The sequence below is a fragment of the Pseudomonas saudimassiliensis genome, assembly GCF_000939975.1.
In the GTDB taxonomy this organism is placed as follows: domain Bacteria; phylum Pseudomonadota; class Gammaproteobacteria; order Pseudomonadales; family Pseudomonadaceae; genus Halopseudomonas; species Halopseudomonas saudimassiliensis.
This window is the reverse complement of record NZ_LK391969.1, coordinates 2037633-2063694: the sequence shown is the minus strand read 5'-3', so window position 1 is coordinate 2063694 and position 26062 is coordinate 2037633. Positions and strand designations below refer to the sequence as shown.

Annotated in this window: 24 protein-coding genes, 3 tRNA genes and 1 pseudogene; 19 read left to right on the top strand and 9 right to left on the bottom strand. The window is 61.2% G+C overall.

Annotated features, from left to right (window positions below):
* Nucleotides 1–3 precede the first annotated feature (3 nt).
* Nucleotides 4–336, bottom strand: a complete 333-nt coding sequence (locus VG99_RS09585) for a PilZ domain-containing protein (protein WP_158023907.1) — start codon at nucleotides 334–336, stop codon at nucleotides 4–6.
* A gap of 213 nt (nucleotides 337–549) precedes the next feature.
* On the opposite strand from VG99_RS09585, the gene VG99_RS09580 reads away from it, so the two are divergent.
* Nucleotides 550–1026, top strand: coding sequence for a copper chaperone PCu(A)C (locus tag VG99_RS09580; RefSeq protein ID WP_420848278.1), 477 nt, complete (start codon nucleotides 550–552; stop codon nucleotides 1024–1026).
* A 21-nt stretch (nucleotides 1027–1047) separates the two neighbouring features.
* Here VG99_RS09580 and gorA read toward each other — a convergent pair whose 3' ends face one another.
* Together gorA and VG99_RS09570 are read right to left on the bottom strand one after the other, a co-directional pair.
* Nucleotides 1048–2412, bottom strand: a complete 1365-nt coding sequence (gorA, locus tag VG99_RS09575; RefSeq protein WP_044499583.1) for a glutathione-disulfide reductase — start codon at nucleotides 2410–2412, stop codon at nucleotides 1048–1050.
* Between the two features lie 132 nt (nucleotides 2413–2544).
* Nucleotides 2545–2988 (bottom strand): hemerythrin domain-containing protein, encoded by a 444-nt coding sequence (locus tag VG99_RS09570; RefSeq protein WP_044499582.1) that lies wholly within the window; start codon nucleotides 2986–2988, stop codon nucleotides 2545–2547.
* Nucleotides 2989–3196: 208 nt separating this feature from the next.
* Here VG99_RS09570 and VG99_RS09565 point away from each other — a divergent pair, with 208 nt between their 5' ends.
* From VG99_RS09565 to VG99_RS09495, 15 genes and pseudogenes are all read left to right on the top strand, one after another.
* Nucleotides 3197–3607 (top strand): NADH-quinone oxidoreductase subunit A, encoded by a 411-nt coding sequence (locus VG99_RS09565; protein ID WP_044499581.1) that lies wholly within the window; start codon nucleotides 3197–3199, stop codon nucleotides 3605–3607.
* Nucleotides 3608–3617: 10 nt separating this feature from the next.
* Nucleotides 3618–4295 (top strand): NADH-quinone oxidoreductase subunit B, encoded by a 678-nt coding sequence (locus tag VG99_RS09560; RefSeq protein ID WP_044499580.1) that lies wholly within the window; start codon nucleotides 3618–3620, stop codon nucleotides 4293–4295.
* Between the two features lie 61 nt (nucleotides 4296–4356).
* Entirely contained in the window at nucleotides 4357–6138 is a 1782-nt protein-coding gene (nuoC, locus tag VG99_RS09555; protein WP_044501563.1) for an NADH-quinone oxidoreductase subunit C/D, read from the top strand.
* A gap of 1 nt (nucleotide 6139) precedes the next feature.
* Nucleotides 6140–6634, top strand: coding sequence for an NADH-quinone oxidoreductase subunit NuoE (nuoE, locus tag VG99_RS09550; RefSeq protein ID WP_044499579.1), 495 nt, complete (start codon nucleotides 6140–6142; stop codon nucleotides 6632–6634).
* Nucleotides 6631–8017: pseudogene (nuoF, locus tag VG99_RS09545) on the top strand (NADH-quinone oxidoreductase subunit NuoF). Before nuoE ends, nuoF begins: the two are co-directional and overlap by 4 nt.
* Nucleotides 8018–8115: 98 nt before the next feature.
* Complete coding sequence (gene nuoG, locus VG99_RS09540; protein ID WP_044499575.1) at nucleotides 8116–10845, top strand: NADH-quinone oxidoreductase subunit NuoG; 2730 nt, start codon at nucleotides 8116–8118, stop codon at nucleotides 10843–10845.
* The gene (gene nuoH, locus VG99_RS09535) at nucleotides 10842–11831 is read left to right on the top strand and encodes an NADH-quinone oxidoreductase subunit NuoH (protein ID WP_044499574.1); all 990 of its coding nucleotides are present in this window, start codon (nucleotides 10842–10844) and stop codon (nucleotides 11829–11831) included. Before nuoG ends, nuoH begins: the two co-directional genes overlap by 4 nt.
* Nucleotides 11832–11841: 10 nt before the next feature.
* Nucleotides 11842–12390, top strand: coding sequence for an NADH-quinone oxidoreductase subunit NuoI (gene nuoI / locus VG99_RS09530; protein WP_044499572.1), 549 nt, complete (start codon nucleotides 11842–11844; stop codon nucleotides 12388–12390).
* Between the two features lie 19 nt (nucleotides 12391–12409).
* A complete protein-coding gene (gene nuoJ / locus VG99_RS09525) occupies nucleotides 12410–12916 on the top strand; it encodes an NADH-quinone oxidoreductase subunit J (RefSeq protein WP_044499571.1) in 507 nt (168 codons plus the stop codon).
* Complete coding sequence (gene nuoK / locus VG99_RS09520) at nucleotides 12913–13221, top strand: NADH-quinone oxidoreductase subunit NuoK (RefSeq protein ID WP_044499567.1); 309 nt, start codon at nucleotides 12913–12915, stop codon at nucleotides 13219–13221. The genes nuoJ and nuoK overlap by 4 nt, the downstream gene beginning before the upstream one ends.
* Entirely contained in the window at nucleotides 13218–15071 is a 1854-nt protein-coding gene (nuoL, locus tag VG99_RS09515) for an NADH-quinone oxidoreductase subunit L (RefSeq protein ID WP_044499566.1), read from the top strand. The genes nuoK and nuoL overlap by 4 nt, the downstream gene beginning before the upstream one ends.
* Nucleotides 15072–15102: 31 nt before the next feature.
* Nucleotides 15103–16632, top strand: a complete 1530-nt coding sequence (nuoM, locus tag VG99_RS09510) for an NADH-quinone oxidoreductase subunit M (protein WP_044499565.1) — start codon at nucleotides 15103–15105, stop codon at nucleotides 16630–16632.
* A gap of 22 nt (nucleotides 16633–16654) precedes the next feature.
* The gene (nuoN, locus tag VG99_RS09505; protein ID WP_044501562.1) at nucleotides 16655–18112 is read left to right on the top strand and encodes an NADH-quinone oxidoreductase subunit NuoN; all 1458 of its coding nucleotides are present in this window, start codon (nucleotides 16655–16657) and stop codon (nucleotides 18110–18112) included.
* A gap of 108 nt (nucleotides 18113–18220) precedes the next feature.
* Entirely contained in the window at nucleotides 18221–18532 is a 312-nt protein-coding gene (locus VG99_RS09500) for a DUF2388 domain-containing protein (RefSeq protein WP_044499563.1), read from the top strand.
* Nucleotides 18533–18619: 87 nt separating this feature from the next.
* Nucleotides 18620–20551, top strand: coding sequence for a DUF7844 domain-containing protein (locus VG99_RS09495; protein ID WP_476748380.1), 1932 nt, complete (start codon nucleotides 18620–18622; stop codon nucleotides 20549–20551).
* A 38-nt stretch (nucleotides 20552–20589) separates the two neighbouring features.
* Here the strand turns inward: VG99_RS09495 and VG99_RS09490 are convergent, their stop codons facing one another.
* Nucleotides 20590–20814, bottom strand: a complete 225-nt coding sequence (locus VG99_RS09490; protein WP_044499561.1) for a hypothetical protein — start codon at nucleotides 20812–20814, stop codon at nucleotides 20590–20592.
* A gap of 162 nt (nucleotides 20815–20976) precedes the next feature.
* Here VG99_RS09490 and VG99_RS09485 point away from each other — a divergent pair.
* From VG99_RS09485 to VG99_RS09475, 3 genes are all read left to right on the top strand, one after another.
* Nucleotides 20977–21063, top strand: a tRNA-Leu gene (locus VG99_RS09485).
* Nucleotides 21064–21448: 385 nt separating this feature from the next.
* Entirely contained in the window at nucleotides 21449–21850 is a 402-nt protein-coding gene (locus VG99_RS09480; RefSeq protein ID WP_044499560.1) for an antitoxin Xre-like helix-turn-helix domain-containing protein, read from the top strand.
* A complete protein-coding gene (locus VG99_RS09475) occupies nucleotides 21844–22539 on the top strand; it encodes an RES family NAD+ phosphorylase (protein WP_044499558.1) in 696 nt (231 codons plus the stop codon). Before VG99_RS09480 ends, VG99_RS09475 begins: the two co-directional genes overlap by 7 nt.
* A gap of 138 nt (nucleotides 22540–22677) precedes the next feature.
* On the opposite strand, the gene VG99_RS09470 is transcribed toward VG99_RS09475, so the two are convergent.
* The 5 genes from VG99_RS09470 to uvrY all read right to left on the bottom strand — a co-directional run bounded on the left by VG99_RS09470 (nucleotide 22678) and on the right by uvrY (nucleotide 26011).
* Nucleotides 22678–22751 (bottom strand) — tRNA-Cys (locus VG99_RS09470).
* 41 nt (nucleotides 22752–22792) lie between these two features.
* Nucleotides 22793–22868 (bottom strand) — tRNA-Gly (locus tag VG99_RS09465).
* 65 nt (nucleotides 22869–22933) lie between these two features.
* Nucleotides 22934–23503: a CDP-diacylglycerol--glycerol-3-phosphate 3-phosphatidyltransferase gene (pgsA, locus tag VG99_RS09460; protein WP_044499557.1), complete on the bottom strand. Its 570-nt coding sequence runs from the start codon at nucleotides 23501–23503 to the stop codon at nucleotides 22934–22936.
* A 31-nt stretch (nucleotides 23504–23534) separates the two neighbouring features.
* Nucleotides 23535–25364 (bottom strand): excinuclease ABC subunit UvrC, encoded by a 1830-nt coding sequence (gene uvrC / locus VG99_RS09455; RefSeq protein WP_044499556.1) that lies wholly within the window; start codon nucleotides 25362–25364, stop codon nucleotides 23535–23537.
* Complete coding sequence (uvrY, locus tag VG99_RS09450; protein ID WP_044499555.1) at nucleotides 25361–26011, bottom strand: UvrY/SirA/GacA family response regulator transcription factor; 651 nt, start codon at nucleotides 26009–26011, stop codon at nucleotides 25361–25363. The genes uvrC and uvrY overlap by 4 nt, the downstream gene beginning before the upstream one ends.
* Nucleotides 26012–26062 lie beyond the last annotated feature (51 nt).

Below are 26062 nucleotides of genomic sequence, written 5' to 3'. Positions count from 1 at the left end.
CGCTCACCGGCTGGATACCATCCGCTCGATGCATCGCCGGGAGTCCTCGGGCAAACGGGTGAATTGCAAGCCAGTCCAGTATTGGCCGCCGGCAATGCTTTCCCGGTTCCAGCGGCTCTCGGCATCCAGCATGAACTCGCTGATGCCGTTGAGGTTCATGGGCAGATTCACCTGCAGTGCCCAGGCCCGATTCAGCTCGATCGGCCGCTCACTCAGCAACATCAACCCTTCGGTATGCAAGTCAACGACACGGCCGAGCAGTTCTCCACTATCCAGATCATATACTTCGAGGCTGCTGCTCACGTGATGGCGCTCCAGTTTCCGTCTTTCTGTCATGGGATGCTCGCTGATATATGACCACAAGTATCGGCCACCCAGGCAGTAGCCAAAAGCCATACTCCCTGTATTTAGGATAACTTTGAAGCGTTTTGTGATGCGTTTGACATATCCGCCCCGCGGCTTGCCCCTGTTCCGCAGCCGTGCCCATAATGCCCCAGCGCTAAGAAGCCCAGCCAGTGGCCGAAAGGCCCGTCAATTCGAGGATCAATCGTGCGAATCATTCCATTGAGCATAGCCTTCAGCGCCATCCTGGCGGGTAGCCCGGCGATGTCCCATGACTTTACTGCCGGCGACATCCACATCATTCATCCATGGTCGCGGGCATTGCCACCGGTGGCGCCCACTGGAGCGGCCTATCTGGGGCTGGAAAACAGGGGGGGCCAGGCCGACCGCCTGATCGCGGCTACCTCGCCGATTGCCGGGCGCGTCGAACTGCATGAGCACGTGCATCAGGATGGGTTGATGAAGATGCAGCAGATCGACAGCGTCGAGATTGCGCCGGGAACCCAGGTGGAGTTCAAGCCGGGCGGCCATCATCTCATGCTGTTCGAACTACAGCAGACGCTGGTCGAGGGCGGCAGTTACCCGATGACGCTGACCTTCGAGCAGGCCGGTGAGGTGGAGATTGAAGTCAAGGTCACCGGCGAGCCGCCCGCCGCCAGCCCGGACGCCCACAGTCATCACTGAGCGCCAGGCTGAGACCGCGGGTCAGTCGGTACGGGTCGGGGTCCGCATGGTGACGAACTCTTCCGCCGCAGTCGGGTGGATACCCAGGGTGGCGTCGAACACCGCCTTGGTCGCGCCAGCCTTGAGCGCTACCGCCAGGCCCTGGATGAGTTCGCCGGCATCGGGGCCGACCATGTGCACGCCCAGCACCCGATCGTCGTTCTGGTCGACCAGCAGCTTCATGAAGCTCTGTTCCGGATTGCCCGCCAGGGTATTGCGCATCGGCCGGAAGCGGCTTTCGTAGATATCCAGTTTGTGTCCTGCGGCCCGGGCCTGCTCTTCGGTCAGACCCAGGGTGGCGATATTCGGAATGCAGAACACCGCCGTGGCGATATCGGCGTAGTCCACCGGACGATATTCCTCCGGGCGGTACAGCCGGCGCGCCAGCGCCATGCCCTCGGCCAGGGCGACCGGAGTGAGCTGAATGGTATCGGTCACATCGCCGATGGCGAAGATTGCCGGATCGGCGGTCTGGTACTCCTCGTCCACCTCGATGAAGCCCTTGCTGTCCAGGGTAACCTGGGTGTTGTCCAGGCCCAGCCCATCCAGCTTCGGTCGCCGGCCGGTGGCATAGAGCACCAGATCCACTTCCAGGTGCTCGCCATCCTTGAACTCGACAAGCAGGCTGCCATCGACCTGCTTGTCGATCCGCGTGACATCCGCGTTGAAGCGCAGATCCAGCCCCTTGTTCTGCATGGTGACGACCATATGGTCACGCAGGCTCTGGTCGAAACCGCGCAGGAACTGATCACCCCGGTAGGCCAGGCTGGTAGCGCAGCCAAGACCATGGAAGATGCTGGCGAACTCGATCGCGATATAGCCCCCACCCACCACAAGGCAGCGCTTGGGCAACTGCTCGAGGTAGAACACCTCATTGGAACTGATGACGTGTTCCCGGCCCGGGAATTCGGGAATGAACGGCCAGCCGCCGGTGGCAAGGAGGATGCGTTCGGCAGTAAAGGTCTTCTCCCCCACCGCAACCGTATGGGAATCCACCAGCGTGGCCCGACCGTGGACCAGGGTCACCCCGGCGGCCGTCAGCAGGTTGTGGTAGATGCCGTTAAGGCGGGTAATCTCCGCATTCTTGTTCTCCAGCAGACGCTGCCAGGTAAAGCTCGGCTCGGGGAGATCCCAGCCGTATCCACGGGCATCTGCAAAGTCCTCAGCGAAATGCGCAGCATAGGCGAACAGTTTTTTCGGCACGCAGCCTACGTTCACGCAGGTACCACCAAGGTACAGCTCCTCGGCTACCGCTACACGGGCGCCGAAACTCGCTGCCATGCGACTGGCTCGCACGCCACCCGACCCGGCACCGATGACAAATAGGTCAAAATCATAATCCGACATGCTTGCTGTCCTGCAATTGATACGAGCGTGACAGCATACCCGATTGACCTGCCTCGGGTGTGAAACGCCCGGATAGACGTTTTCAATTTCCAGCGGGCCGCTGCCCCGGCTGCCCCGGGCAGCGGCGAGCGCTCAGCCTTGGGCCAGCAGCTCTTCGTACTCGCCGTTGTATTGCGTGGCCAGCTCACTTTTCTGCTGCGCCGTCAGCAGCTTGCCGGCCATCTGGAAGAATCGCTGCTCCTCTTCCTCAAGGTGGTGCAATACCTTGTCGCCGAGGGCGCGTGCAGTGGTGAGCCAGGCGGAGCTGGACATTTCGATGCCATCGAGCTTTTCCACCAGCTCATCCATCTCATGGTGCTCGGCGATGGCGTGGCGGCTGAGATCAACGCCATTGTCATGGGCCATCAATGGGATATAGAAGTGGCGCTCTTCAGCCGTTTCATGGGCATAGAGCTCTTCCTTCAGTTGCTTGTAGGCGTCGGCCCGTTCCTGGGTGTCGCCACTGGTGCGCAGCACCGCGTCCACATAACTACGCTGTTTATCGTGGCTGATCCGTAATGCTTCGAAAATGGTCATACGCCGCTCCGTTTATCCCTGGGTAGCCCTTTGGACTGAGCACGTTCGGCGAAGTTCAGCCGCACCTGCGGATAACGGTATGCCATCGCGGTTGCCCCTTTCATAACCTATCGAGCAGGCATACAATGGCGCCAGCCTGACGCGAACAACCCCTTTGAGGGTCCGCGCAAAAACCAATAATCGAGCCGTTTCTCCAAGGAGTCCCGGCATGCCAGATGCTGTCTCGAGCCTCCCCCACAACTGGGCATTGGCTGCATTTCTGCTGGGCGTCCTCGCCCTGTGCGCCTTCATGCTGTTGCTGTCCAGCGTGCTCGGCAGCCGAGCCTGGGGACGCAGCAAGAACGAACCCTTCGAGTCCGGCATCGTTTCCACAGGCGATACCCGCCTGCGTTTCTCCGCAAAATTCTATCTGGTCGCGATGCTTTTCGTGATCTTCGATGTTGAAGCCCTCTTCCTGTTTGCATGGGCCGTCTCGGTGCGCGAAAGCGGCTGGGCCGGTTTCTTCGGAGCCTCTGTCTTTATTTCAATTCTACTTGCGGGTCTTGTCTATGAAGCGTCTATCGGTGCCCTTGATTGGTCACCGGCAGGCCGTCGCAGGAGGCAAGCGAAGCTAAAATGAGGCTTTTTACATGCAATATGAACTTGTTCGGATCGATCCGGATGCCGTCAATGACGAGTATCCCATCGGTACCAGGGAGACCGTTGACGACACGCTGCTGAAAGACCAGGTTCACCGCAACATCTTCATGGGGAAACTCGAAGACGTACTCAGCGGCGCGGTGAACTGGGGCCGCAAAAACTCTCTCTGGCCTTACAACTTCGGTCTCTCCTGCTGCTACGTGGAGATGACCACCGCCTTCACCGCACCGCACGATATCGCGCGCTTCGGTGCGGAGGTCATTCGTGCCTCGCCGCGGCAGGCGGATTTCATGGTTATTGCGGGCACTCCCTTCATCAAGATGGCACCGGTCATCCAGCGTCTGTACGAGCAGATGCTCGAGCCCAAGTGGGTCATATCCATGGGTGCCTGCGCCAACTCCGGCGGTATGTATGACATCTACTCCGTGGTTCAGGGCGTGGACAAGTTCCTGCCTGTGGACGTCTACATCCCCGGCTGCCCGCCCCGCCCCGAAGCCTTTCTCCAGGGCCTGATGTTGCTGCAGGACTCCATCGGCAAGGAGCGCCGACCGCTATCCTGGGTGGTAGGTGATCAGGGTGTCTATCGAGCAGATATGCCTTCGCAACGCGAAGAGAAGCGTGACCAGCGAATCCAGGTCACCAATCTGCGTAGTCCGGACGACGTATAAACCGCGCCCCGAGCCGGACATCACGCCGTATCTCCACCGTTGACCGATAGCGATCCATATGATGACTGCAGACCAGGCGCTGTACATACCTCCGTACCAGGCTGACGACCAGCGCGTCGTCAGCGAGCTGACCGCACAATTCGGGGCAGCTGCATTTACTATCCAGCCCACCCGCACCGGGATGCCGGTGATCTGGGTGGCCCGCGAACAATTGATCGCGGTGCTGACCTTCCTGCGCCAGCTGCCGCAGCCCTACGTCATGCTGTATGACCTGCATGGCATGGACGAGCGCCTGCGCACCCACCGCCAGGGCTTGCCGGCGGCTGATTTCAGCGTGTTCTACCACCTCATGTCACTGGAGCGTAACAGCGACGTGATGATCAAGGTCGCACTCAAGGAAAACGACCTCCACGTCCCGACCATCGCCTCCATCTGGCCGAATGCCGACTGGTACGAACGGGAAGTCTGGGACATGTACGGCATCCATTTCGCAGGCCATCCGCGCCTGACCCGCCTGCTGATGCCCCACACCTGGGAAGGCCACCCCCTGCGCAAGGACTATCCGGCCCGCGCCACCGAGTTCGACCCCTATATGCTCACCGCTGCCCGGCAGGACGCGGAACAGGAAGCCATGCGCTTCAATCCGGAAGACTGGGGCATGAAGCGCGGCGGGGAACATGAGGACTTCATGTTCCTCAACCTCGGCCCCAACCACCCCTCCGCCCACGGCGCCTTCCGGATCATCCTGCAGCTCGATGGGGAAGAGATCATCGACTGCGTGCCTGATATTGGCTATCACCACCGCGGCGCCGAGAAGATGGCCGAGCGCCAGAGCTGGCACAGTTTCATTCCCTACACCGACCGCATCGATTATCTGGGCGGGGTAATGAACAACCTGCCCTACGTGCTCGCTGTAGAGAAGCTGGCCGGGATCAGGGTGCCACAGCGGGTCGACGTGATCCGCATCATGATGGCCGAATTCTTCCGCATTCAGAACCACCTGCTGTACCTGGGTACCTATATCCAGGACGTGGGCGCCATGACCCCGGTGTTCTTCACCTTCACCGACCGCCAGCGTGCCTACAAGGTGATCGAAGCTATTACCGGCTTCCGCATGCACCCGGCCTGGTACCGGATCGGCGGTGTGGCCCACGACCTGCCCCGCGGCTGGGATCGGTTGGTGCGTGAATTCCTCGACTGGATGCCCAAGCGCTTGAACGAATATGAAAAGGCCGCATTGAAGAACAGCATCCTGATCGGCCGCACCAAGGGCGTTGCCGACTACAACACCAAGGAAGCGCTGGAATGGGGCGTGACCGGTGCCGGTCTGCGCGCCACCGGTTGCGACTTCGATATCCGCAAGGCGCGCCCCTACTCCGGTTACGAGAACTTCGAGTTCGAGGTGCCATTGGCCGTCAACGGCGACGCCTACGACCGCTGCATGGTCAAGATGGGCGAGATGCGCGAGAGCCTGAAGATCATCGAGCAGTGTTTGAACAACATGCCCGCAGGCCCGTACAAGGCCGATCACCCATTGACCACGCCGCCACCGAAGGAGCGCACGCTCGAGCATATCGAGACGCTGATCACGCACTTTCTGCAGGTGTCCTGGGGCCCGGTGATGCCGGCTAACGAATCGTTCCAGATGATCGAGGCGACCAAGGGCATCAACAGCTATTACCTGACCAGTGACGGCAGCACCATGAGCTACCGCACGCGCATCCGCACGCCCAGCTTCCCGCACCTGCAGCAGATACCCGCGGTAATTCGCGGCAGCATGGTGTCGGACCTGATTGCCTATCTGGGCAGCATCGACTTCGTTATGGCTGACGTGGACCGCTGATATGACTACGTTGATTCAGACTGATCGTTTCGTTCTCGATGATGCCGAGCGTGCAGCCATCGAACAGGAAATGCACCACTATGAGGACCCGCGCGCGGCCTCCATCGAAGCGCTGAAGATCGTCCAGCAGGCCCGCGGCTGGGTGCCCGACGGCGCCGCTGACGCTATCGGCGAAATCCTCGGCATCCCCGCCAGCGATGTGGAAGGCGTCGCCACCTTCTACAGCCAGATCTTCCGCCAGCCGGTGGGCAGGCACATCATCCGCGTGTGCGACAGCATGACCTGCTATATCGCCGGTCATGAAAATGTGCTGGATGCGATCCAAAGCCAGGTGGGCATCGGCCCCGGCCAGACCACCGCGGACAACCGTTTCACCCTGCTGCCGGTGTGTTGTCTGGGCAACTGTGACAAGGCCCCGGCGCTGATGATCGATGATGACACCTTCGGTGATGTAACCGCCGATGGTGTGGCTGCACTGCTGGAGCGCTATCCATGAAGACCCTGTCATCCTTCGGCCCGGCCAACCGCGCCGCCCGCAGTGAGGAAACCCACCCGCTGACCTGGCGCCTGCGTGACGACGGCCAACCGGTCTGGCTGGACGAGTATCAGCAGAAAAACGGCTATAGCGCAGCGCGCAAGGCCCTGACCGACATGGCCGCGGCTGATATTGTTAGCACGGTCAAGGATTCCGGCCTCAAGGGCCGCGGCGGCGCGGGCTTCCCCACCGGGGTGAAATGGAGCCTGATGCCTGCGGATGAGTCGCAGAACATCCGCTACCTGCTGTGCAACGCCGACGAGATGGAGCCCAACACCTGGAAGGATCGGCTGCTGATGGAGCAACTGCCCCACCTGCTGATCGAAGGTATGCTGATTTCGGCACGCGCGCTCAAGGCCTACCGTGGCTATATCTTCCTGCGCGGCGAGTACGTCGATGCCGCCCGCAATCTGAAACGCGCGGTGGAAGAAGCCAAAGCCGCGGGGCTGCTGGGCAAGAACATTCTCGGCTCGGGTTTCGACTTCGAGCTGTTCGTGCATACCGGCGCCGGTCGTTATATCTGCGGGGAAGAAACCGCCCTGATCAACTCCCTTGAAGGCCGCCGGGCCAACCCCCGCGCCAAGCCGCCCTTCCCCGCCTCGGTGGGCGTCTGGGGCAAGCCGACCTGCGTGAACAACGTGGAGACCCTGTGCAACGTGCCGGCCATCGTCGGTAACGGCGTGGAGTGGTACACCGCCCTGGCGCGCCCCGAGAGCGGCGACCACGGTACCAAGTTGATGGGCTTTTCCGGCAAGGTAAAAAAGCCCGGAATCTGGGAGGTGCCCTTCGGTATCACCGCCCGCGAACTGTTCGAGGATTACGCCGGCGGCATGCGCGACGGCTTTAGCCTCAAGTGCTGGCAGCCCGGCGGGGCCGGTACTGGTTTTCTGCTGCCCGAGCATCTGGAGGCGCCCATGTACTCCGGCGGCGTCGCCAAATACGGCACCCGCATGGGTACCGGACTGGCACTGGCGGTAGATAACACCGTGAGCATGGTATCGCTGCTGCGCAACATGGAAGAGTTCTTCGCCCGGGAATCCTGTGGCTGGTGTACGCCCTGCCGGGACGGCCTGCCCTGGAGCGTGAAGACCCTGCGCGCGCTGGAGCGCGGCCAGGGGCGCCCGGAGGATCTGCAAATCCTCGCCCGGCTGGTCGATTTTCTCGGACCAGGCAAGACCTTCTGCGCCCACGCACCGGGAGCCGTCGAGCCGCTGGGCAGCGCCATCAAGTACTTCCGTAGTGAGTTCGAGGCGGGGATAAACCCCGCAGCCGGCAGCGGCATGGCGCCCGTCGAGTTTGTTCAGGCATGAGGATATGAGCGGTCCGATGGGGATGTTGGCTTGACCATTTCCCCCATCGGGCCGGCAAGGGAGCCGCTACGACCGGCCCCACAGGAATTCCATTATCAGCACCCGTAAAACGGGTAAGAAGAAAATAGAGCCATGGCCACTATCCATGTAGACGGTAAAGACTACGAAGTCGATGGCGCGGACAACCTGTTGCAGGCCTGTCTGTCCCTCGGCCTCGATGTTCCCTACTTCTGCTGGCACCCTGCGCTGGGGAGCGTAGGCGCCTGCCGCCAGTGTGCGGTCAAGCAGTACAGCGACGAGAATGACACTCGTGGGCGGCTGGTCATGTCCTGCATGACGCCGGCCACCGATAACAGCTGGATCTCGATTGATGATGAGGAAGCCAGGGCCTTCCGCGCCAGCGTCATCGAGTGGTTGATGATCAACCACCCCCATGACTGCCCGGTATGTGAGGAAGGTGGCCACTGCCATCTGCAGGACATGACCGTGATGACCGGCCACAACCAGCGCCGATACCGCTTCAGCAAGCGCACCCACGTGAACCAGGAGCTGGGCCCGTTCATCTCCCACGAGATGAACCGCTGCATCGCCTGTTATCGCTGCGTGCGCTATTACAAGGACTATGCCGGTGGTACCGACCTGGGCGTGTTCGGCGCCAACGACCAGGTGTACTTCGGCCGGGTCGAGGATGGCACGCTGGAAAGCGAATTTTCCGGCAACCTCACCGAGGTCTGCCCCACCGGGGTGTTTACCGACAAGACCCACTCCGAGCGCTACAACCGCAAATGGGACATGCAGTTTGCCCCGAGCATCTGCCATGGCTGCGCCTCCGGCTGCAACATCAGCCCCGGCGAGCGTTACGGCGAAATCCGCCGCATCGAGAATCGCTTCAACGGCGAGGTAAACCATTACTTCCTCTGCGACCGGGGTCGTTTTGGCTATGGCTACGTGAACCGTAAGGATCGCCCCCGCCGACCCATCGTGCAGCGCTCGAAACTCAGCATGGGTATCGATGCGGCGTTGGATCAGGCTGCCGGCCTGCTCAACCGCCAGCGCATTCTGGGCATCGGTTCACCCCGCGCTAGTCTGGAAAGCAACTTTGCCCTGCGCGAACTGGTCGGTGCCGACGACTTCTATTCCGGCATCGCCCGGCATGAACTGGACAATATCCAGGCGATCCGCCAGATCCTCCAGTACGGCCCCCTGCCGGTACCGACCATCCGCGACATGGAAAGCCATGACGCGGTATTCGTACTGGGGGAAGATCTCACCCAGACCGCCGCCCGCATCGCGCTGGCATTACGCCAGGCGGCCAAAGGCAAGGCCACCGAGATTGCCGAGGCAGCAGGTATTCAGAGCTGGCATCAGGCCGCTGTGGACAATATTGCACAGGGCGCGCTGCACCCGGTATTCATCGCCAGCGTCGAGCGCACCCGGTTGGACGATATTGCCGCCGAGGCGGTACAGGCCGCGCCGGATGATCTGGCTCGGCTGGGTTTTGCCGTGGCCCATGCCATCGACCCCAGCGCGCCGGCGGTCAGTGGCCTGGAAGCTGACGCGCTGGAACTGGCCCAACGTATAGCCGATGCCCTGCTGGCGGCGAAACGTCCGTTGCTGGTCTCCGGCGCCTCGCTGGGCAGCCGCGCCATCATTGACGCTGCGGGTAATATCGCCCAGGCGCTGAAGAACCGCGGCAAGGATGGCTCCATCAGCATGGTGGTGCCAGAAGCCAACAGCATGGGCATGACGATCATGCTGGCCGATGAGCAGGCAGACAAGTCCGTCGAGGCGGCGCTGGAAGCGCTGACCGAGGGCAGATACGACGCGCTGGTGGTACTGGAGAATGACCTTTATCGCCGCGCCGACCCATCGCTGGTGGATGCGGCTCTAGCCGCCGCCAGGGTGGTGCTGGTAGTGGATCATCAGCAAACGCCGACCAGCGACAGGGCCCATATCCTGCTCCCGGCTGCCAGTTTTGCCGAGGGCGATGGCACCCTGGTCAGTCAGGAGGGCCGTGCCCAGCGCTTCTTCCAGGTGTTCGAGCCGAGCTACTACAACCCGGACGTGCTGATCCGCGAGGGCTGGCGCTGGTTGCATGCCCTGCGCAGTACCCTAATGGGCAAGCCGGTTGCCTGGACCAACCTGGATCAGGTCACCGAAGCCTGCGCTGCCCTGCATCCTCGTCTGACCGCCATTACCGAGGCCGCGCCGGATGCCAGCTTCCGCATCAAAGGCCAGAAACTGGCCCGCGCGCCACACCGCTATAGCGGGCGTACCGCGATGCGTGCCAATCTCAGCGTGCACGAGCCGCGCCAGCCGCAGGATCCGGACAGCCCCTTCGCCTTCTCCATGGAAGGTTACGCCGGCAGCAGTGAAGATCGCCAGCAGATTGCCTTCGCCTGGTCACCTGGCTGGAACTCACCGCAGGCCTGGAACAAGTTCCAGGACGAGGTTGGTGGTCATCTGCGCAGTGGCGACCCGGGCGTGCGCCTGCTCGACGGTGCACGCACGGATCTGAGTTGGGCGCAGGCGCCGAAAGCCTTTGCCCCGGCCGCAGGCACCTGGCAGGTGGTGCCGCTGTATCACCTGTTCGGTAGCGAAGAAAACAGCAGCCGCGCCGAGCCGATCCAGCAGCGCATGCCGCATCCATACGTTGCCCTGGCGGAAGCCGAAGCTGAACGTCTGGGCGTGGTTGACGGTGCCATGCTGACCCTGACGCTGGCCGGGCAGACGCTGCAACTGCCGGTACGCATCAGTACCGATCTGGCACTGGGAGTGGTGGGCCTGCCCGCCGGGTTGCCCGGCATTCCGCCGTTGAGCGCTGCGAGTGTGGCGACCGGGTTGAAGGGGGTGGCCCAATGAGCTGGCTCACGCCCGAGGTGCTGGCCATTCTGATCAGCGTGATCAAGGCTATCGTCATCCTGCTGGCGGTAGTGATTGCCGGCGCGCTATTGAGCTTTGTCGAGCGGCGCCTGTTGGCGCTGTGGCAGGATCGCTACGGCCCCAACCGGGTCGGCCCTTTCGGCATGTTCCAGATCGTCGCGGACATGCTGAAGATGTTCTTCAAGGAGGACTGGACCCCGCCGTTCGCCGACCGGCTAATCTTTACCCTGGCGCCGGTTATCGCGATGAGTTCGCTGCTGATGGCCTTTATCGTGGTGCCGATTACCCCGACCTGGGGCGTGGCGGATCTGAACATCGGCCTGCTGTTCTTCTTCGCCATGGCCGGTCTGACCGTGTATGCGGTGCTGTTTGCCGGCTGGGCCAGCAACAACAAGTTCGCCCTGCTCGGCGGGCTGCGCGCTGCGGCGCAGACGTTGTCCTACGAGGTGTTCCTCGGTCTGTCGCTGATGGGCGTGGTGGCCCAGACCGGCTCGTTCAACATGCGCGACATCGTCGCCTACCAGGCCGATAACCTGTGGTTCATCATCCCGCAGATCTTCGGCTTCCTGACCTTCTTCATTGCTGGCGTCGCGGTGACCCACCGTCACCCCTTCGACCAGCCAGAAGCTGAGCAGGAACTGGCCGACGGTTACCACGTGGAATACGCCGGCATGAAGTGGGGCATGTTTTTCGTCGGCGAATACATCGGCATCGTGCTGGTGTCGGCGCTGCTGGCGACGCTGTTCTTCGGTGGCTGGCACGGCCCCTTCGACCTGCTGCCGCAGCTGCCCTTCCTGTGGTTCGCGCTGAAGACGGCTTTTTTCATCATGATCTTCATCCTGCTGCGTGCTTCGCTGCCCAGGCCGCGCTATGACCAGATGATGGCGTTCGGCTGGAAGGTCTGCCTGCCATTGACCCTGATCAACCTGCTGGTAACCGGCGCGCTTGTGCTGGCCGCAGCCTGAGGAGATAGCCATGATCAAATCCATAATTCATGTCATACATGGCACCTACACCCAGCTGCGCAGCCTGGTGATGGTATTCAGTCACGCGTTCCGCAAGCGCGACACCCTGCAATATCCGGAGGAGCCAGTCTATCTGCCGCCGCGCTACCGTGGCCGTATCGTCCTGACCCGTGACCCGGACGGTGAGGAGCGCTGCGTTGCCTGTAACCTGTGCGCCGCTGCCTGCCCGGTGGGTTGTATCTCTCTGCAGAAGGCCGAGACCGAGGATGGACGCTGGTACCCGGAGTTCTTCCGCATCAACTTCTCGCGCTGCATCTTCTGCGGCATGTGCGAGGAAGCCTGCCCGACCACCGCGATTCAGCTGACGCCGGACTTCGAGCTGGCCGAGTACAAGCGCCAGGATCTGGTGTACGAGAAGGAAGACCTGATGATTGCCGGCACCGGCAAGAACCCAGAGTACAACTTCTACCGGGTTGCCGGCCTGTCGATCGCCGGCAAGCCCAAAGGCGCCGCGCAGAACGAGGCCGAGCCGATCAACATCAAGGGCCTGTTGCCATGATCCCTGTGAGGAATATCTGATGGAATTTGCCTTTTATTTCTCCGCCGGGGTGGCAGTAGCCGCCACCCTGATGGTGATTACCAACACCCGCGCGGTGCATGCACTGCTGTATCTGGTGACGTCCTTGCTGGCGGTGTCCATGTGTTTCTTCTCGCTGGGCGCGCCCTTTGCCGGCGTGCTGGAGATCATCGTCTACGCCGGCGCCATCATGGTGCTGTTTGTGTTCGTGGTGATGATGCTCAACCTGGGCAGTGGCAGTGAAAACCAGGAACGCCAGTGGCTCAGCCCTCGGGGCTGGATCGGTCCTGGCATTCTCTCGGGGCTGTTGCTCGCGCAACTGCTGTATGTACTGTTCAGTGAGCCATCGTCGGGGACGGTCAGTGGCGCAACGGTAGATGCCAAGGCCGTCGGCTTTGCGCTGTTCGGCCCCTACATACTCGCCGTCGAACTCGCTGCGATGATGCTGCTCGGAGCAATGGTTACCGCCTTCCATATTGGCCGCCACGAAGCCAAGGAGATCGCATGAACGGTATACCCATGGAGCACGGCCTGGCGCTGGCCGCCGTACTGTTCAGTCTCGGCCTGGCCGGGGTGATGATCCGTCGCAATATCCTGTATGTGCTGATGAGCCTGGAGATCATGATGAACGCCGCCGCGCTGGCCTTTGTTGTGGCGGGTGCCCGCTGGGAGCAGCCCGACGGCCAGGTCATGTTCATCATGGTGATTACGCTGGCTGCCGCCGAGGCCAGTATTGGCCTGGCGATTCTGCTGCAGCTGTATCGCCGCTTCAGAACCCTGGATATCGACGCTGCCAGTGAGATGCGCGGATGAACACGCTATTTCTAACCCTGTTATTCCCGCTGATCGGCTTTCTGCTGCTGGCCTTTTCCCGCGGGCGCTGGTCGGAGACCACCGCGGCGCTGATCGGCGTCGGTTCAGTCGGCTTGTCCGCACTGGTCAGCGCCTGGATCATCTTCCAGTTCAGCACCGGTGCACTGGAAGGTGGTGCCTATAGCCAGGTGTTGTGGCAATGGATGGCGGTGGGCAACTTCACCCCGAGCCTGACGCTGTATCTGGACGGCCTGTCGCTGACCATGCTCGGTGTGGTCACTGGCGTGGGCTTTCTGATCCACCTGTTCGCCAGCTGGTACATGCGCGGCGAAGCCGGTTACTCCCGGTTCTTCGCCTATACCAACCTGTTCATCGCCAGCATGCTGTGTCTGATCCTCGCCGATGATCTGCTGTTTCTCTACCTGGGTTGGGAAGGCGTCGGCGTATGCAGTTATCTGCTGATCGGTTTCTATTACCACGAACGCAAGAACGGTAATGCCGCGCTCAAGGCCTTTATCGTCACCCGGGTGGGCGACGTGTTGATGGCTTTCGGTCTGTTCATCCTGTTCGTACAGTTGGGCACGCTGAACATTCAGCAGTTGCTGGTGCAGGCGCCGCTGTTGTTTGCCGAGGGGGGCTTCTGGATCACCCTGGCCACCCTGTCGCTGCTCGGCGGTGCGGTAGGCAAATCCGCCCAGCTACCGTTGCAGACCTGGTTGGCTGATGCCATGGCCGGCCCCACTCCGGTGTCGGCGCTGATTCACGCCGCCACCATGGTCACCGCCGGCGTCTACCTGATCGCCCGTACCCATGGTCTGTTCCTGCTGACTCCGGACGTGTTGCAGCTGGTAGGCATTGTCGGTGGCGCCACGCTGCTGTTGGCCGGCTTCGCCGCGCTGGTGCAGACCGATATCAAGCGCATCCTCGCCTACTCGACCATGAGCCAGCTCGGCTACATGTTCCTGGCACTGGGTGTGGGCGCCTGGGAAGCGGCGATATTCCATCTGATGACCCATGCCTTCTTCAAGGCGTTGCTGTTCCTGGCGTCCGGCTCGGTGATTCACGCCTGCCACCATGAGCAGAACATCTTCAGGATGGGCGGGTTGTGGCGAAAACTGCCGGTGACCTACGCCAGCTTTATCGTCGGTGGCGCCGCGCTGGCCGCCCTGCCGCTGCTGACGGCCGGCTTCTATTCCAAGGACGAGATCCTCTGGGAGGCCTTCGCCAGCGGCAACAATGCGCTGCTGTATGCCGGTCTGCTGGGTGCCTTCCTCACGTCCATCTACACCTTCCGCCTGGTCTTCGTGGTCTTTCACGGCAAGGCGCAGACTGAAGCCCATGCCGGCAAGGGGCTGGCGCACAACCTGCCGCTGATCGTGTTGATCATCCTGTCGACCTTCATTGGCGCCTGGATCACTCCACCTCTGGCGGGCGTTCTGCCGCAGAGCGTTGGCCATGGCGGCGGTGAGGGGCGTATCGGTCTGGAAGTGCTGTCCGGTGTCATCGCCGTGGCCGGAATCCTGCTGGCCGCCTGGCTGTACCTGGGCCGTCGCCGCGTCGTGGAGGTCATTGGTAACAGCGCGCCGGGGCGGGTATTGACCGCGCTCTGGTTCGCAGCCTGGGGCTTCGACTGGCTGTATGACAAGGTGTTCGTGCAGCCCTATCTATGGCTGACCCGCCTGCTGCGCCGCGACCCACTGGACCGTACCATCGGCATCGTGCCGGTGCTGGCCCGGGGTGCCCATGGGCTGTTGAGCCGCAGTGAAAATGGCCAGATCCGCTGGTATGCCGCCTCCATTGCCGGTGGCGCCGTACTGGTACTCGGCATTCTGTTGCTGACGGTGGCCTGATAATGAATTTACCCAAGGAAATGATCCCGTCATGATTCTGCCCTGGCTGGTCCTGATTCCCTTTATCGGCGGACTGTTGTGCTGGCAAGCCGAACACTTCAGCCGATCCCTGCCCCGCTGGCTGGCACTGCTGACCATGGGGCTGGTGCTGGTTCTGAGCCTCTGGCTCTGGATCAGCAAAGACTATTCGCTGGCCGCCGTCACCGACGGCGTACCGGTCTGGACGCTGGAGTTCAAGCACGTCTGGATTGAGCGCTTCGGCATCAACCTGCACCTGGCGCTGGATGGCCTGTCGCTGTTGATGCTGATCCTCACCGGTATCCTGGGGGTACTCTCGGTACTCTGCTCGTGGAACGAGATCCAGCACCGTATCGGTTTCTTCCACCTCAACCTGATGTGGATCCTTGGTGGCGTGGCCGGTGTGTTTCTGGCCATGGACCTGTTCCTGTTCTTCTTCTTCTGGGAAATGATGCTGGTGCCGATGTATTTTCTCATCGCGCTCTGGGGTCATAGTGGAGAAGGCAAGAAAACCCGGATCAACGCCGCCACCAAGTTCTTCATCTTTACCCAGGCCAGCGGCTTGATCATGCTGGTGGCCATTCTGGGGCTGGTGCTGTTCAAGTTCAGCCAGACCGGCGTGCTGACCTTTGCCTACGACCAATTGCTCGGCATCGACATGCCAGCGAGTGTGGAATACATCCTGATGCTGGGCTTCTTCATCGCCTTTGCGGTGAAGTTTCCGATTGTGCCGCTGCACTCCTGGCTGCCGGACGCCCACGCCCAGGCGCCGACTGCAGGCTCGGTGGATCTGGCCGGTATTCTGTTGAAGACCGCCGCCTATGGCATGTTGCGCTTTGCCCTGCCGCTATTCCCCAACGCCTCGCTGGAATTTGCTCCCATTGCCATGACCCTCGGCCTGATCGGCATCTTCTACGGCGCCATCCTGTCCTTCGCCCAGACCGACATCAAGCGACTGGTGGCCTACTCCAGCATCTCGCACATGGGCTTTGTGCTGATCGGCATCTATGCCAGCACCCAGCTCGCCCTGCAGGGCGCGGTGGTGCAGATGCTCGCCCACGGGCTGTCGGCGGCGGCGCTGTTTATCCTCTGCGGCCAGCTGTATGAACGCATTCATACCCGGGACATGCGCGAGATGGGTGGATTGTGGGCGCGCATCCCTTATCTACCGGCCTTGAGCCTGTTCTTTGCCATCGCCTCGCTGGGCATGCCGGGAACTGGTAACTTTGTTGGCGAATTTCTGATCCTGTTCGGCAGCTTCGCCAGTAACCCCTGGGTGGTAGTGATGGCTACCTTCGGTCTGGTACTGGCCTCGGCCTACTCGCTGATCATGATTCACCGTGCCTACTTCGGCACCTCGCGCTCCGGCGAGGCCCTGCGCGGGCTGGATAGCCGTGAATTGCTCATGGTGCTGTCGCTGGTTGTGCTACTGGTGGCGCTCGGGCTGTATCCGCAACCGGTGCTGGACACCTCCGCGGCCAGCATGAGCGGTGTGCAGCACTGGCTCAGCGATGCGCTATCCAACCTTGTTCCGGCCCGGTAGCAGTCAGATGGAAAACGACATTATGCAATTTACCCCGTCCCACTTCGTCGCGCTGCTGCCGTTATTGGTAGTCTGCGTGACGGCCATTGTGGTCATGCTGACCATATCCTGGCGGCGCAAGCACGACCTCACCTTTATCCTCACCGCGCTGGGCTTGAACCTGGCGCTGCTGTCGCTGATTCCGGCGCTGCACGTCGCCCCGCTGCAGGTCACCGGGTTGATGCAGGTGGATCGCTTTGCCCTGCTGTACATGGGCCTGATTCTCGTGTCCACCCTGGCCTGCGCCACCCTGGTTCACGCCTATCTGGGCAAGAGCAACACCGGCGATGGCTTTCCCGGTAACCGCGAGGAAATGTATCTGTTGATGCTGCTGGCCGCCGCCGGTGGACTGGTGATGGTGGGCGCGTCGCATCTGGCCTCCCTGTTCATCGGCCTGGAGCTGCTCTCGGTACCGGTGTACGGCATGGTTGCCTACGCCTTCTTCAACAAGCGCTCGCTGGAAGCCGGGATCAAGTACATGGTGCTCTCCGCCGCCGGCTCGGCGTTTCTGCTGTTCGGCATGGCGCTGGCCTATGCCGAATCCGGCAGCCTGGCGTTTGCTGCGCTGGGCGGCGTAGCGGTTACGCCGCTGCTGCAGATCGGTTTTGGCATGATGCTGATCGGGCTGACCTTCAAGTTGTCGCTGGTGCCCTTTCATCTGTGGACGCCGGACGTGTATGAAGGCGCTCCGGCCCCGGTCTCGGCCTTCCTTGCTACTGCAGCCAAGGTCGCGGTGTTCGCCGTGCTGCTGCGCCTGTATCAGGTGTCGCCCGCCACCAGCGGGGGCTGGCTCAACGACCTGCTGGCGGCGATCGCCATTGCATCGATCCTGTTCGGTAACCTGCTGGCGCTGATGCAGAACAACCTCAAGCGGCTGCTGGGTTATTCATCGATCGCCCACTTCGGTTATCTGGTCATCGCGCTGATTGCCAGCAGCGGTCTGGCGGTAGAGGCCATCGGGGTCTACCTGGTGACCTACGTACTGACCACTCTGGGCGCCTTCGGGGTGGTTACGCTGATGTCCACGCCGTTCAAGGGGCGCGATGCCGATGCGCTGTATCAGTACCGCGGCCTGTTCTGGCGTCGGCCCTACCTGACGGCGGTGCTGACCGTCATGATGCTGTCCCTGGCCGGTATTCCGCTGACGGCGGGCTTCATCGGCAAGTTCTATATCATCGCTGCGGGAGTGGAATCGCAGTTGTGGTGGTTGCTGGGCGCCCTGGTCATCGGTAGCGCCATCGGCCTGTATTATTACCTGCGGGTGATGGTCACCCTGTACCTGGTGGAACCGGGTATTCGCCGGCACGATGCCCCCCTCAATTGGGGCCAGCATGCCGGCGGCATCATGCTGCTGTTGATCGCGCTGCTGGTGTTCGTACTCGGCGTATATCCGCAGCCGCTGCTGGGGCTGATTGAACTGGCCACCCTGGCTGCGATCTGATGGGCTGACAGTAGAAGGTCCCGGCTCGCCGGGATTTTCACTGCCGAATCGCTTTTATCGGAAAACCAGTCGATACTGGATCCATCTTCGACCTGAAAGGAAATCCCTATGAAATATTTCCCGCTGATCATTGCCGCCGGTGTCCTTAGCCTTGCCGGTACCGCCCATGCCAGCAGCTTCATCGGTACTACCGATGCTGTCGCCGGCTCCCTGATCAACACCGTCGATGCGACCAGTGATGCCATTTCCGGCAACAACAAGGTCGTTCTGGCCGCCCGCGGGGACGCCGCCAGTTTTGTCGGCAGCAAGGGCCAGCTCCGCGGGGCTCGCCTCGAAGCCGCGCTGCGCCACATCCGGCAAACTAACCCTGACCTCCAGGCGACCGACATGCAACTGGCCGAGGCGATTCTCGCCCGGTGAAACCCTGTTACATCCGTAGCGCCGTGACGGCTGCGATAGCTGAAGCGGCCACTTACCTTGTTTAGCTTTCGGACTTTTTTCAGCTACCTGCTGCTGGCTGGCCTGTTGGCGAGCAGCCCCCTACTCCAAGCCGGCCTGCGGCTGGAGCTGGATCAGCGCCAGCTCAGCCCTGCCCAGCGCCAAGCCAGCCACGCGCTACTCGCAGAAGCAGCGGCAACGCTGCCATCCTCTCTGATCGAGCAAATGAGCCATACCGTAACGGTGCGCTGGAGCACGCGGCTACCCGACAGCGTGTTCGGCCGTGCGACGCCGGGTGGCACGCTTGAGTTGAACCAGCGATGGTTGGACGATCTGGTCGCTGGGAGCGAGGGGGATTTCCCGGAGGGCCGCCAGCACCGCACGCTGCGCCGCGAATTGCTGGCCACATTAGTGCATGAAGTAGCGCACCTGTATGACCGCGGACGTTACTGGAGCAATGAGCAGCGCACCTTGCTGCGCCAGTGCCGCAGCCGTTTCCGCACCCAGGGCAAGGCCGGTCTGCCCGGCGAATGCCTTGGGCAGACCGAGCGACGTTTTACCCTGAGCGACGCACCGCGCTTCCTCGACCTGGCCGGTTGGCCGCAACAGGTGGGCCGTCGCGGTGCCCGCGAGGCAATGAACCGCCAGACCTACCGCAGCCCAGATGATTACGAGCGCTTCAGCCCGGCAGAATATCTGGCGGTGAACCTCGAATATTTCCTGTTGGACCCGCAATACCATTGTCGGCGCCCGGCCTTGCATGCCTACTTCGCGGCGCATTTTGGCTGGGCGCCAGACGTTGATACAGCGTGTCCCACTACCATTCCCTACCTTCGTGCCGGCCTGGATACCCGGCAACCCGCGTTAGGCTGGCTCGATCCGGAACGTATCTATGCGGTGCATTACCTGCTAGCCGAGCCCAATGAACAATGGGTCAGCCGCTGGGGCCACAGCATGTTGCGCCTGGTCATCTGCGCCCCGGGCCGCCCGCTCGGCCCGGACTGCCTGCTGGATCTGGATTACCATCTGGTGCTGTCCTTCCGCGCCTTTGTCGATGACCTGCAACTCTCCAGCTGGGATGGGCTGATCGGCAACTACCCCTCCCGGCTGTTCATACTGCCCCTCCAGCAGGTGATCGACGAATATACCCAGATCGAGCTGCGCGGCCTCAGCTCGGTCCCCCTGCGCCTGGATGAACAAGCTCGATACCAGCTGGCACAGCAAGCGGCTGCACTGCACTGGAGCTACGACGGCACCTACTACTTCATCAGCAATAACTGCGCCGTTGAAACCCTCAAACTGCTGCGCACAGGGAGTGCCGAGCGAGCAATGCAAGACCTCGATAGCCTGACCCCCAGGGGACTGCTTCGGTTGCTTGCCAGCCGCGGGCTAGCCGATATGGAACCGCTGCAGGATCGCCAGGCAGCACTGCGGCAGGGTTATTACTTCGACTCATACGAGGAGCGTTATCGCCACATGTTCAGCGTGCTCCGCACCCAGCTGCAGATTCCCGCTGAGCAGATGGAGGACTGGTTCAACACCGATGCGCAGATCCGGCGCGACTGGTTTGCCGAAGCGGACACCCGCACTACCGCTGCCCTGTTGGTATTGGAGGAAGCCATCCGGCGCCGGCAAGCCTTGGAAATACAACAGGACCTGAAGCTTCGCCTGTTATCCCCCTCGGCCCCGCCCGAATTGGCTGCGGCTGCTCACGACATGGAAGGCATACTGGCGGGAAGCAGCTTTCTGAGCCGGCCCGGGGAGCTGCTCCGCGAAGGGTATGGGCTACCGCAGCCAGAAGAAGCCAGGCGATTCACGGACCTCGCCGACGCGCGCCATCAAGCATTGCGAACGAACGCTGATCAGCTGGAGCAACGCCTGTTAGCGATGATAGATCCCCACCAGCGCCAGCAGCTCGATGCTACCAGTGACAATCTTCAGCTGTTAGGGGAACAGCTGCGGCAGTTACATGGGGAATCAGGAGGCGTCCAGTTGCCTTGACTGGATCGGCGGCCTCCCGGCCGCCGATAGCGTTCAGATCAGAACGGGTCGCTACGATCGGGAATATCCGGCTCATCCGCGCCCGGTATGGTTCCCGGCGGCTGCGATTTGGGGGTAGGCACCATATCGAGCGCCTCCTCCGGTGCCTGTTGGGGCACGTCATCCGGCCCTGGCGGCTCGGTAGGAGCGCGTTCCGGGGGCGTACCGGGATTCGGCCCTTGTCCGGCCCGCGGTTGCAGCCGGTCTTGCAGATCATCAGTCATATCTCAACCTCCTGAAACCTGAATGGCTCCCTTCTTTGGAGATGAAGCTGGAAGCTTGGTTCAGACTCTTCCAGCGCACCCAACAGAAAAGCCTTGTGACGCTGATATGTTCTGTGTAACATTCTGAATCTCTTGAAGTTATGCAACTTCAAGTGCCTGCCAGCCCGGATGGCGAAACTGGTAGACGCAAGGGACTTAAAATCCCTCGATGGTAACATCGTGCCGGTTCGATTCCGGCTCCGGGCACCAACAACCACGCGGGTTAAAGAGTTTTACAGCTGCTCGCGCCTGGTACGCAAAGTTCATCTTGCTCCGCAATTCTCCTTAAGTCACAGTTTGAGCTCCGTCTCGAGCGCGTAATCCTACGCCCATCCGGGCAACGCCCTTCCTACAATTCACTTTCCACAGCCCATACCTCGTTGCACATCAGCCTTTGGTGAGTTCTACCGTTACCCCGCGAAACGGAGTTCTTGTCACGAATTGCGCCATCCCGATTTTTGATTGATACCTCTCACCGCCCTGATTTCGCAATTTGCGCGCCCACTGATAAAGCCATCACAGCGATATATCTCCAGACATGCTATTCTATAAAACAACTCTACAGACAAGATGCACTAGGGTGCATTGAGGCCGCATGACATTAGCAGACGCTCATAAAATAGAGACGGACAGATCCAGGGCGACCGTGGGCCTGCGCACCGCCATGAAAATCATGGAGCGCTGGGGCGCCACGCGCGAGCAGATGGCCAAGATCCTGCGGGTGTCCGGCAGCACTTTAGCCCGGGCCAAGGCAGGCAACGAGACCATCGGCCTGGACAACGACCAACTGGACCGCATCAGCTACGTGCTCAACATCCACGCTGCGCTGCGCCTGGTCTTTGACAATCCGGACAACGTCTATGGCTTCGTCAAGCTGAGCAACCACAACGCTTTCTTCAACGGCCGTAAACCGCTGGACGTCATGGCCGATGGCAGCTTCGTATCCCTTTACGAAACCTTCCGCAGGATTGACGGATTGCGGGGAGCGATGTGGTGAGTTGGGGAGACCTGCCGCAGGTTGAACCCGCCCTGGTCCGCAGCTACCGGCTGGTCAATTCGAAGTATCCGCCCATTGCCCTGTTCGATGATGTAGCGGATCCCGATGAATTCGAGGCGCTGCACGAGCTGCAGGCTCGAACCAACCCACGGCTGATGAATGAGGTCGGCCGACTGGAGTTCATCGCCAGCAGTGAAATCCCCTTCGGCATCCAGGGCTGCTCCTATGCCGTCGCGCCTTTCACCCACATCAACCCCGCTGGATCGCGATTCAGTGACGGCAGTTTCGGCATTCTCTATCTGGCAGACACCATCACCACCGCCCTGGCGGAAGTGCAGCATCATCAGCAGCTGTACTGGAGCGGTGTGGAAGGCCTCGCCTTCGATCGTATCCTGTTGCGCGGGCTCAGCTGCAAATTCGATCAGACGGGCTTGCTGGATATGACCGGGCTACCCCTGGACCATCCGGTGTACGATCCCCATGACTACACCGCCGCCCGCGTTGCCGGCGCCCAACTGAAACAGGCCAGCACCCCGGGCTTCAAATACCACTCGGTGCGCCATCCCGATAGCCATTGCTGGGCACTCCTGACACCCCGACCGGTGCGCTCGATCGTGCAATCGACCCATTTTGAAATGATCTGGGATGGGAGGAACATATCCAGCGTCAACAAGATCGCCTCGGTTTAAAGCGCATCGCTCTAGAGACCAAGGAGAACTCTACCAAGTAGGCAAGTTGCGGAACTGATCCCAATAGTTGCGGAAACGATTGGCTGTTGACCAGAAAGCAAAAAGCCCCGCAGACCAGTGTCTACGGGGCTTCTATACTGGAGGCCGAGGTCGGAATCGAACCGGCGTTCACGGATTTGCAATCCGCTGCATGACCACTCTGCCACCCGGCCTCGAAGGGTGTTGTTGGCTGCTGTCGCAACACAACTGAAATTGGAGCGGGAAACGAGACTCGAACTCGCGACCCCGACCTTGGCAAGGTCGTGCTCTACCAACTGAGCTATTCCCGCTTTGGAACGGCGCCCATTCTATCGTTCTGCGGCGCCGTGTCAAGTCATTGATTCAAAAAAGTTTATCAGTCTATTTTTTCGCCAGCATCAGGCCGCAGATGAGGCCAGGCGGCGCGCAGGTAAACCACCATCGACCACAACGTCAGGACGGCGGATACCATCAACAAGACGTAACCGAGGATAACCCAGATGCTCATCGGTAGTGCCGGATTGGCCAACAAGACTACCAGGGCGACCATCTGCGCCGTGGTCTTGTATTTACCCAGATTGGAGACGGCCACGTGGGATCGGGCGCCAATTTCGGCCATCCATTCGCGCAGCGCGGAAATGACAATTTCTCGGCCAATAATAACCACCGCCGGTGCGGTTACCCAGAAGTTGCCGTGGCTCTGCACCAGCAGTACCAGCGCGACGGCAACCATGAGCTTGTCCGCCACTGGATCGAGGAAGGCACCAAAGGGGGTGCTCTGCTCCCACTTGCGGGCCAGATAACCATCCAGCCAATCGGTGATACTCGCGAGGGTGAACACCACCGCCGCAGCCAGGTAGCTCCAGTGGAACGGCAAGTAATACAGCAGGATGAATACGGGTATCAGGAAAACCCGCATCAAGGTAAGAATATTCGGAATGTTCATGACGTCTCTGCGAACGGATTGTGACAGCATTCTAGTCGCTATGCAGGGCAGTATATATCTGTTCTGCCAGTTTTTTGCTGATACCGGGCGCCTTGGCAATTTCCACGGCGCTGGCGCGGACCAGCTCCTGAAGACCACCAAAGTGCTTGAGTAGCTCTCGGCGCCGTTTTGGTCCTACCCCGGCAATTCCTTCCAGAGTGGATGTATTGCGGGTCTTGCCGCGCCGCTGGCGGTGGCCGGTGATGGCAAAGCGGTGCGCCTCGTCGCGGATATGCTGGATGAGATGCAGCGCGGGGGAATGGCCTGGCAGCACCAGCTCGTTGTGTGGATCGTTGAGGTACAGGGTTTCCATGCCCGCCTTGCGGGTAACGCCCTTGGCTACACCTAGCAAGGTCAGGTCATGGATGGCGAGTTCCTGGAGCACCTCGATGGCCATGTTCATCTGCCCCTTGCCGCCATCAACCAGCAGGATGTCGGGCATTTTCCCTTCACCGTCACGCAATTTGGCAAAACGCCGCATCAGCGCCTGCTGCATGGCGGCGTAATCGTCCCCGGCCGTGACGCCCTCGATGTTATAGCGGCGGTAATCGCTTTTCAGCGGGCCTTCGGGACCGAATACCACGCAGGAGGCGACCGTCGATTCGCCGCCGGTGTGGCTGATGTCATAACACTCCAGGCGCGTGGGCAGCTCATCCAGGCCCAGCGCCTCCTGCAGCGCCTCGAAGCGCGCCTGGACGTTCTGGCGGTTGCCGAGCATGGAGGTAAGCGCCTGCTCGGCATTGGTCACCGCCATGCTCTGCCAGCGGCTACGGGTGCCCCGCACCCGGTGGCTGAACGTGACCGCGCGGCCGCGCGCCTGGGCCAGCGCGTCGGCGATAACTGGCAGGTCTTCGTGGACGGCATTGACGATGATTTCCTTAGGCAACTCCCGTTCACCCGTACCCAGGTAATACTGCGGAAGAAAGGCCGCCAGCACTTCGCCGGGGCTCTGCTCGATCGGCACCCGCGGAAAGTGGTTGCGGCTGCCCAGCACCCTGCCCTGCCTGACCATGATGACATGGACGCAGGCGCCGCCTGGCACTACCGCGGCCGCAATAACATCCACGTTGCCAGACTCGGTATCGATATTCTGCTGGTCCTGGACACGCCGCAGCTGGCCTATCTGGTCCCGCAGCTCCGCCGCCCGCTCGAAGTCGAGATTCTGGGCGGCCTGTTCCATTGCCTGGGTCAGCTCGTCCGTCAGGGCGCTACTGCGCCCTTCGAGAAACATAACGGAATGGCGGACATCTTCACCGTATTCTTCTTCGCTTACAAAGCCGACACAGGGCGCCTTGCAGCGCTTGATCTGGTATTGCAGGCAGGGCCGGGTGCGGTTGCGAAAATAGCTCTCCTCGCACTGCCGGACCTTGAAGGTTTTCTGCAGCAGGCTGAGGCTTTCGCGGATAGCGCCGGCACTGGGATAGGGACCAAAATAGCGCCCCTTGGCCTTCTTCGTGCCGCGGTGCAAACCCAGCCGCGGGTAGGCATCCAGGCTGGAGAGATATACGTAGGGATAGGACTTGTCGTCACGCAGCAGGATATTGTACGGCGGCCGTGACACCTTGATCAGGCTCTGCTCGAGCAGCAGCGCTTCCGTTTCGTTGGCGGTGACGGTTGTGTCGATATGCTGAATGCGCGACACCAGCGCCGCGGTCTTCGGACTCAGGCCTGTCTGCCGGAAATAGCTCGCCAGCCGTTTCTTCAGGTTCTTCGCCTTGCCCACGTACAGCAACAGGCCATCGGCATCGAACATCCGGTAAACCCCGGGCTTGCCAGTTACCGCAGACAGGAAGGCTACGGCATCGAATTCCTCCGGCTTCATGCCTGGTTGAACGACGCGTCGATCATGCCATGGCGCACGGCCAGCAAGGTGAGCTCCACATCGCTGGTGATGCCGAGTTTCTCGAAGATGCGATAGCGATAGGTGTTGACGGTCTTGGGACTGAGGTGGAGCTTGTCGGAGATGCTCTGCACCTTCTCGCAGCCGACAATCATCAGGGCGATCTGCATCTCCCGTTCCGACAGGGAATCGAAGGGACCGACGTTGCCTGGCTCGTACATCCGCGCCAGCAACAGCTGGGCGATGTCGGGGCTGATATGACGCTGGCCAGCCGCAACCTTGCGGATGGCATTGACCATTTCTTCCAGGGCGGCGCCCTTGGTAACGTATCCCGAGGCACCAGCCTGCATCAGGCGGGTCGGAAACGGTTCTTCATCGCAGGCGGTGACGGCGATGACCTTGATGCTGCGATCATGCTGCAGTAGCTTGCGGGTCGCCTCCAACCCCCCGATGCCGGGCATCCGGACATCCATCAATACTACGTCAGGTTTCAGCGCGCGCGCCTGGGTAATGGCCGACTCGCCGCTATCCGCCTCGCCTACTATGGACAGACCCGGCACGTCACTCAGCATCCGGGTGATACCCATGCGCACCAGGTCATGATCATCCACCACCAATACCTTGATCACCGTTTACCCCTTTCATAAGCACAGCAAGCGCTGCCGGACGTACAGCAACAT

What these genes read in the sequence shown, in the direction of transcription:
- VG99_RS09585 (WP_158023907.1), bottom strand. Translation starts at nt 336, where the DNA reads ATGACAGAAAGACGGAAACTGGAGCGCCATCACGTGAGCAGCAGCCTC.
- gorA (WP_044499583.1), bottom strand. Translation starts at nt 2,412, where the DNA reads ATGTCGGATTATGATTTTGACCTATTTGTCATCGGTGCCGGGTCGGGT.
- VG99_RS09570 (WP_044499582.1), bottom strand. Translation starts at nt 2,988, where the DNA reads ATGACCATTTTCGAAGCATTACGGATCAGCCACGATAAACAGCGTAGT.
- VG99_RS09565 (WP_044499581.1), top strand. Translation starts at nt 3,197, where the DNA reads ATGCCAGATGCTGTCTCGAGCCTCCCCCACAACTGGGCATTGGCTGCA.
- VG99_RS09560 (WP_044499580.1), top strand. Translation starts at nt 3,618, where the DNA reads ATGCAATATGAACTTGTTCGGATCGATCCGGATGCCGTCAATGACGAG.
- nuoC (WP_044501563.1), top strand. Translation starts at nt 4,357, where the DNA reads ATGACTGCAGACCAGGCGCTGTACATACCTCCGTACCAGGCTGACGAC.
- nuoE (WP_044499579.1), top strand. Translation starts at nt 6,140, where the DNA reads ATGACTACGTTGATTCAGACTGATCGTTTCGTTCTCGATGATGCCGAG.
- nuoG (WP_044499575.1), top strand. Translation starts at nt 8,116, where the DNA reads ATGGCCACTATCCATGTAGACGGTAAAGACTACGAAGTCGATGGCGCG.
- nuoH (WP_044499574.1), top strand. Translation starts at nt 10,842, where the DNA reads ATGAGCTGGCTCACGCCCGAGGTGCTGGCCATTCTGATCAGCGTGATC.
- nuoI (WP_044499572.1), top strand. Translation starts at nt 11,842, where the DNA reads ATGATCAAATCCATAATTCATGTCATACATGGCACCTACACCCAGCTG.
- nuoJ (WP_044499571.1), top strand. Translation starts at nt 12,410, where the DNA reads ATGGAATTTGCCTTTTATTTCTCCGCCGGGGTGGCAGTAGCCGCCACC.
- nuoK (WP_044499567.1), top strand. Translation starts at nt 12,913, where the DNA reads ATGAACGGTATACCCATGGAGCACGGCCTGGCGCTGGCCGCCGTACTG.
- nuoL (WP_044499566.1), top strand. Translation starts at nt 13,218, where the DNA reads ATGAACACGCTATTTCTAACCCTGTTATTCCCGCTGATCGGCTTTCTG.
- nuoM (WP_044499565.1), top strand. Translation starts at nt 15,103, where the DNA reads ATGATTCTGCCCTGGCTGGTCCTGATTCCCTTTATCGGCGGACTGTTG.
- nuoN (WP_044501562.1), top strand. Translation starts at nt 16,655, where the DNA reads ATGCAATTTACCCCGTCCCACTTCGTCGCGCTGCTGCCGTTATTGGTA.
- VG99_RS09500 (WP_044499563.1), top strand. Translation starts at nt 18,221, where the DNA reads ATGAAATATTTCCCGCTGATCATTGCCGCCGGTGTCCTTAGCCTTGCC.
- VG99_RS09490 (WP_044499561.1), bottom strand. Translation starts at nt 20,814, where the DNA reads ATGACTGATGATCTGCAAGACCGGCTGCAACCGCGGGCCGGACAAGGG.
- VG99_RS09480 (WP_044499560.1), top strand. Translation starts at nt 21,449, where the DNA reads ATGACATTAGCAGACGCTCATAAAATAGAGACGGACAGATCCAGGGCG.
- pgsA (WP_044499557.1), bottom strand. Translation starts at nt 23,503, where the DNA reads ATGAACATTCCGAATATTCTTACCTTGATGCGGGTTTTCCTGATACCC.
- uvrC (WP_044499556.1), bottom strand. Translation starts at nt 25,364, where the DNA reads ATGAAGCCGGAGGAATTCGATGCCGTAGCCTTCCTGTCTGCGGTAACT.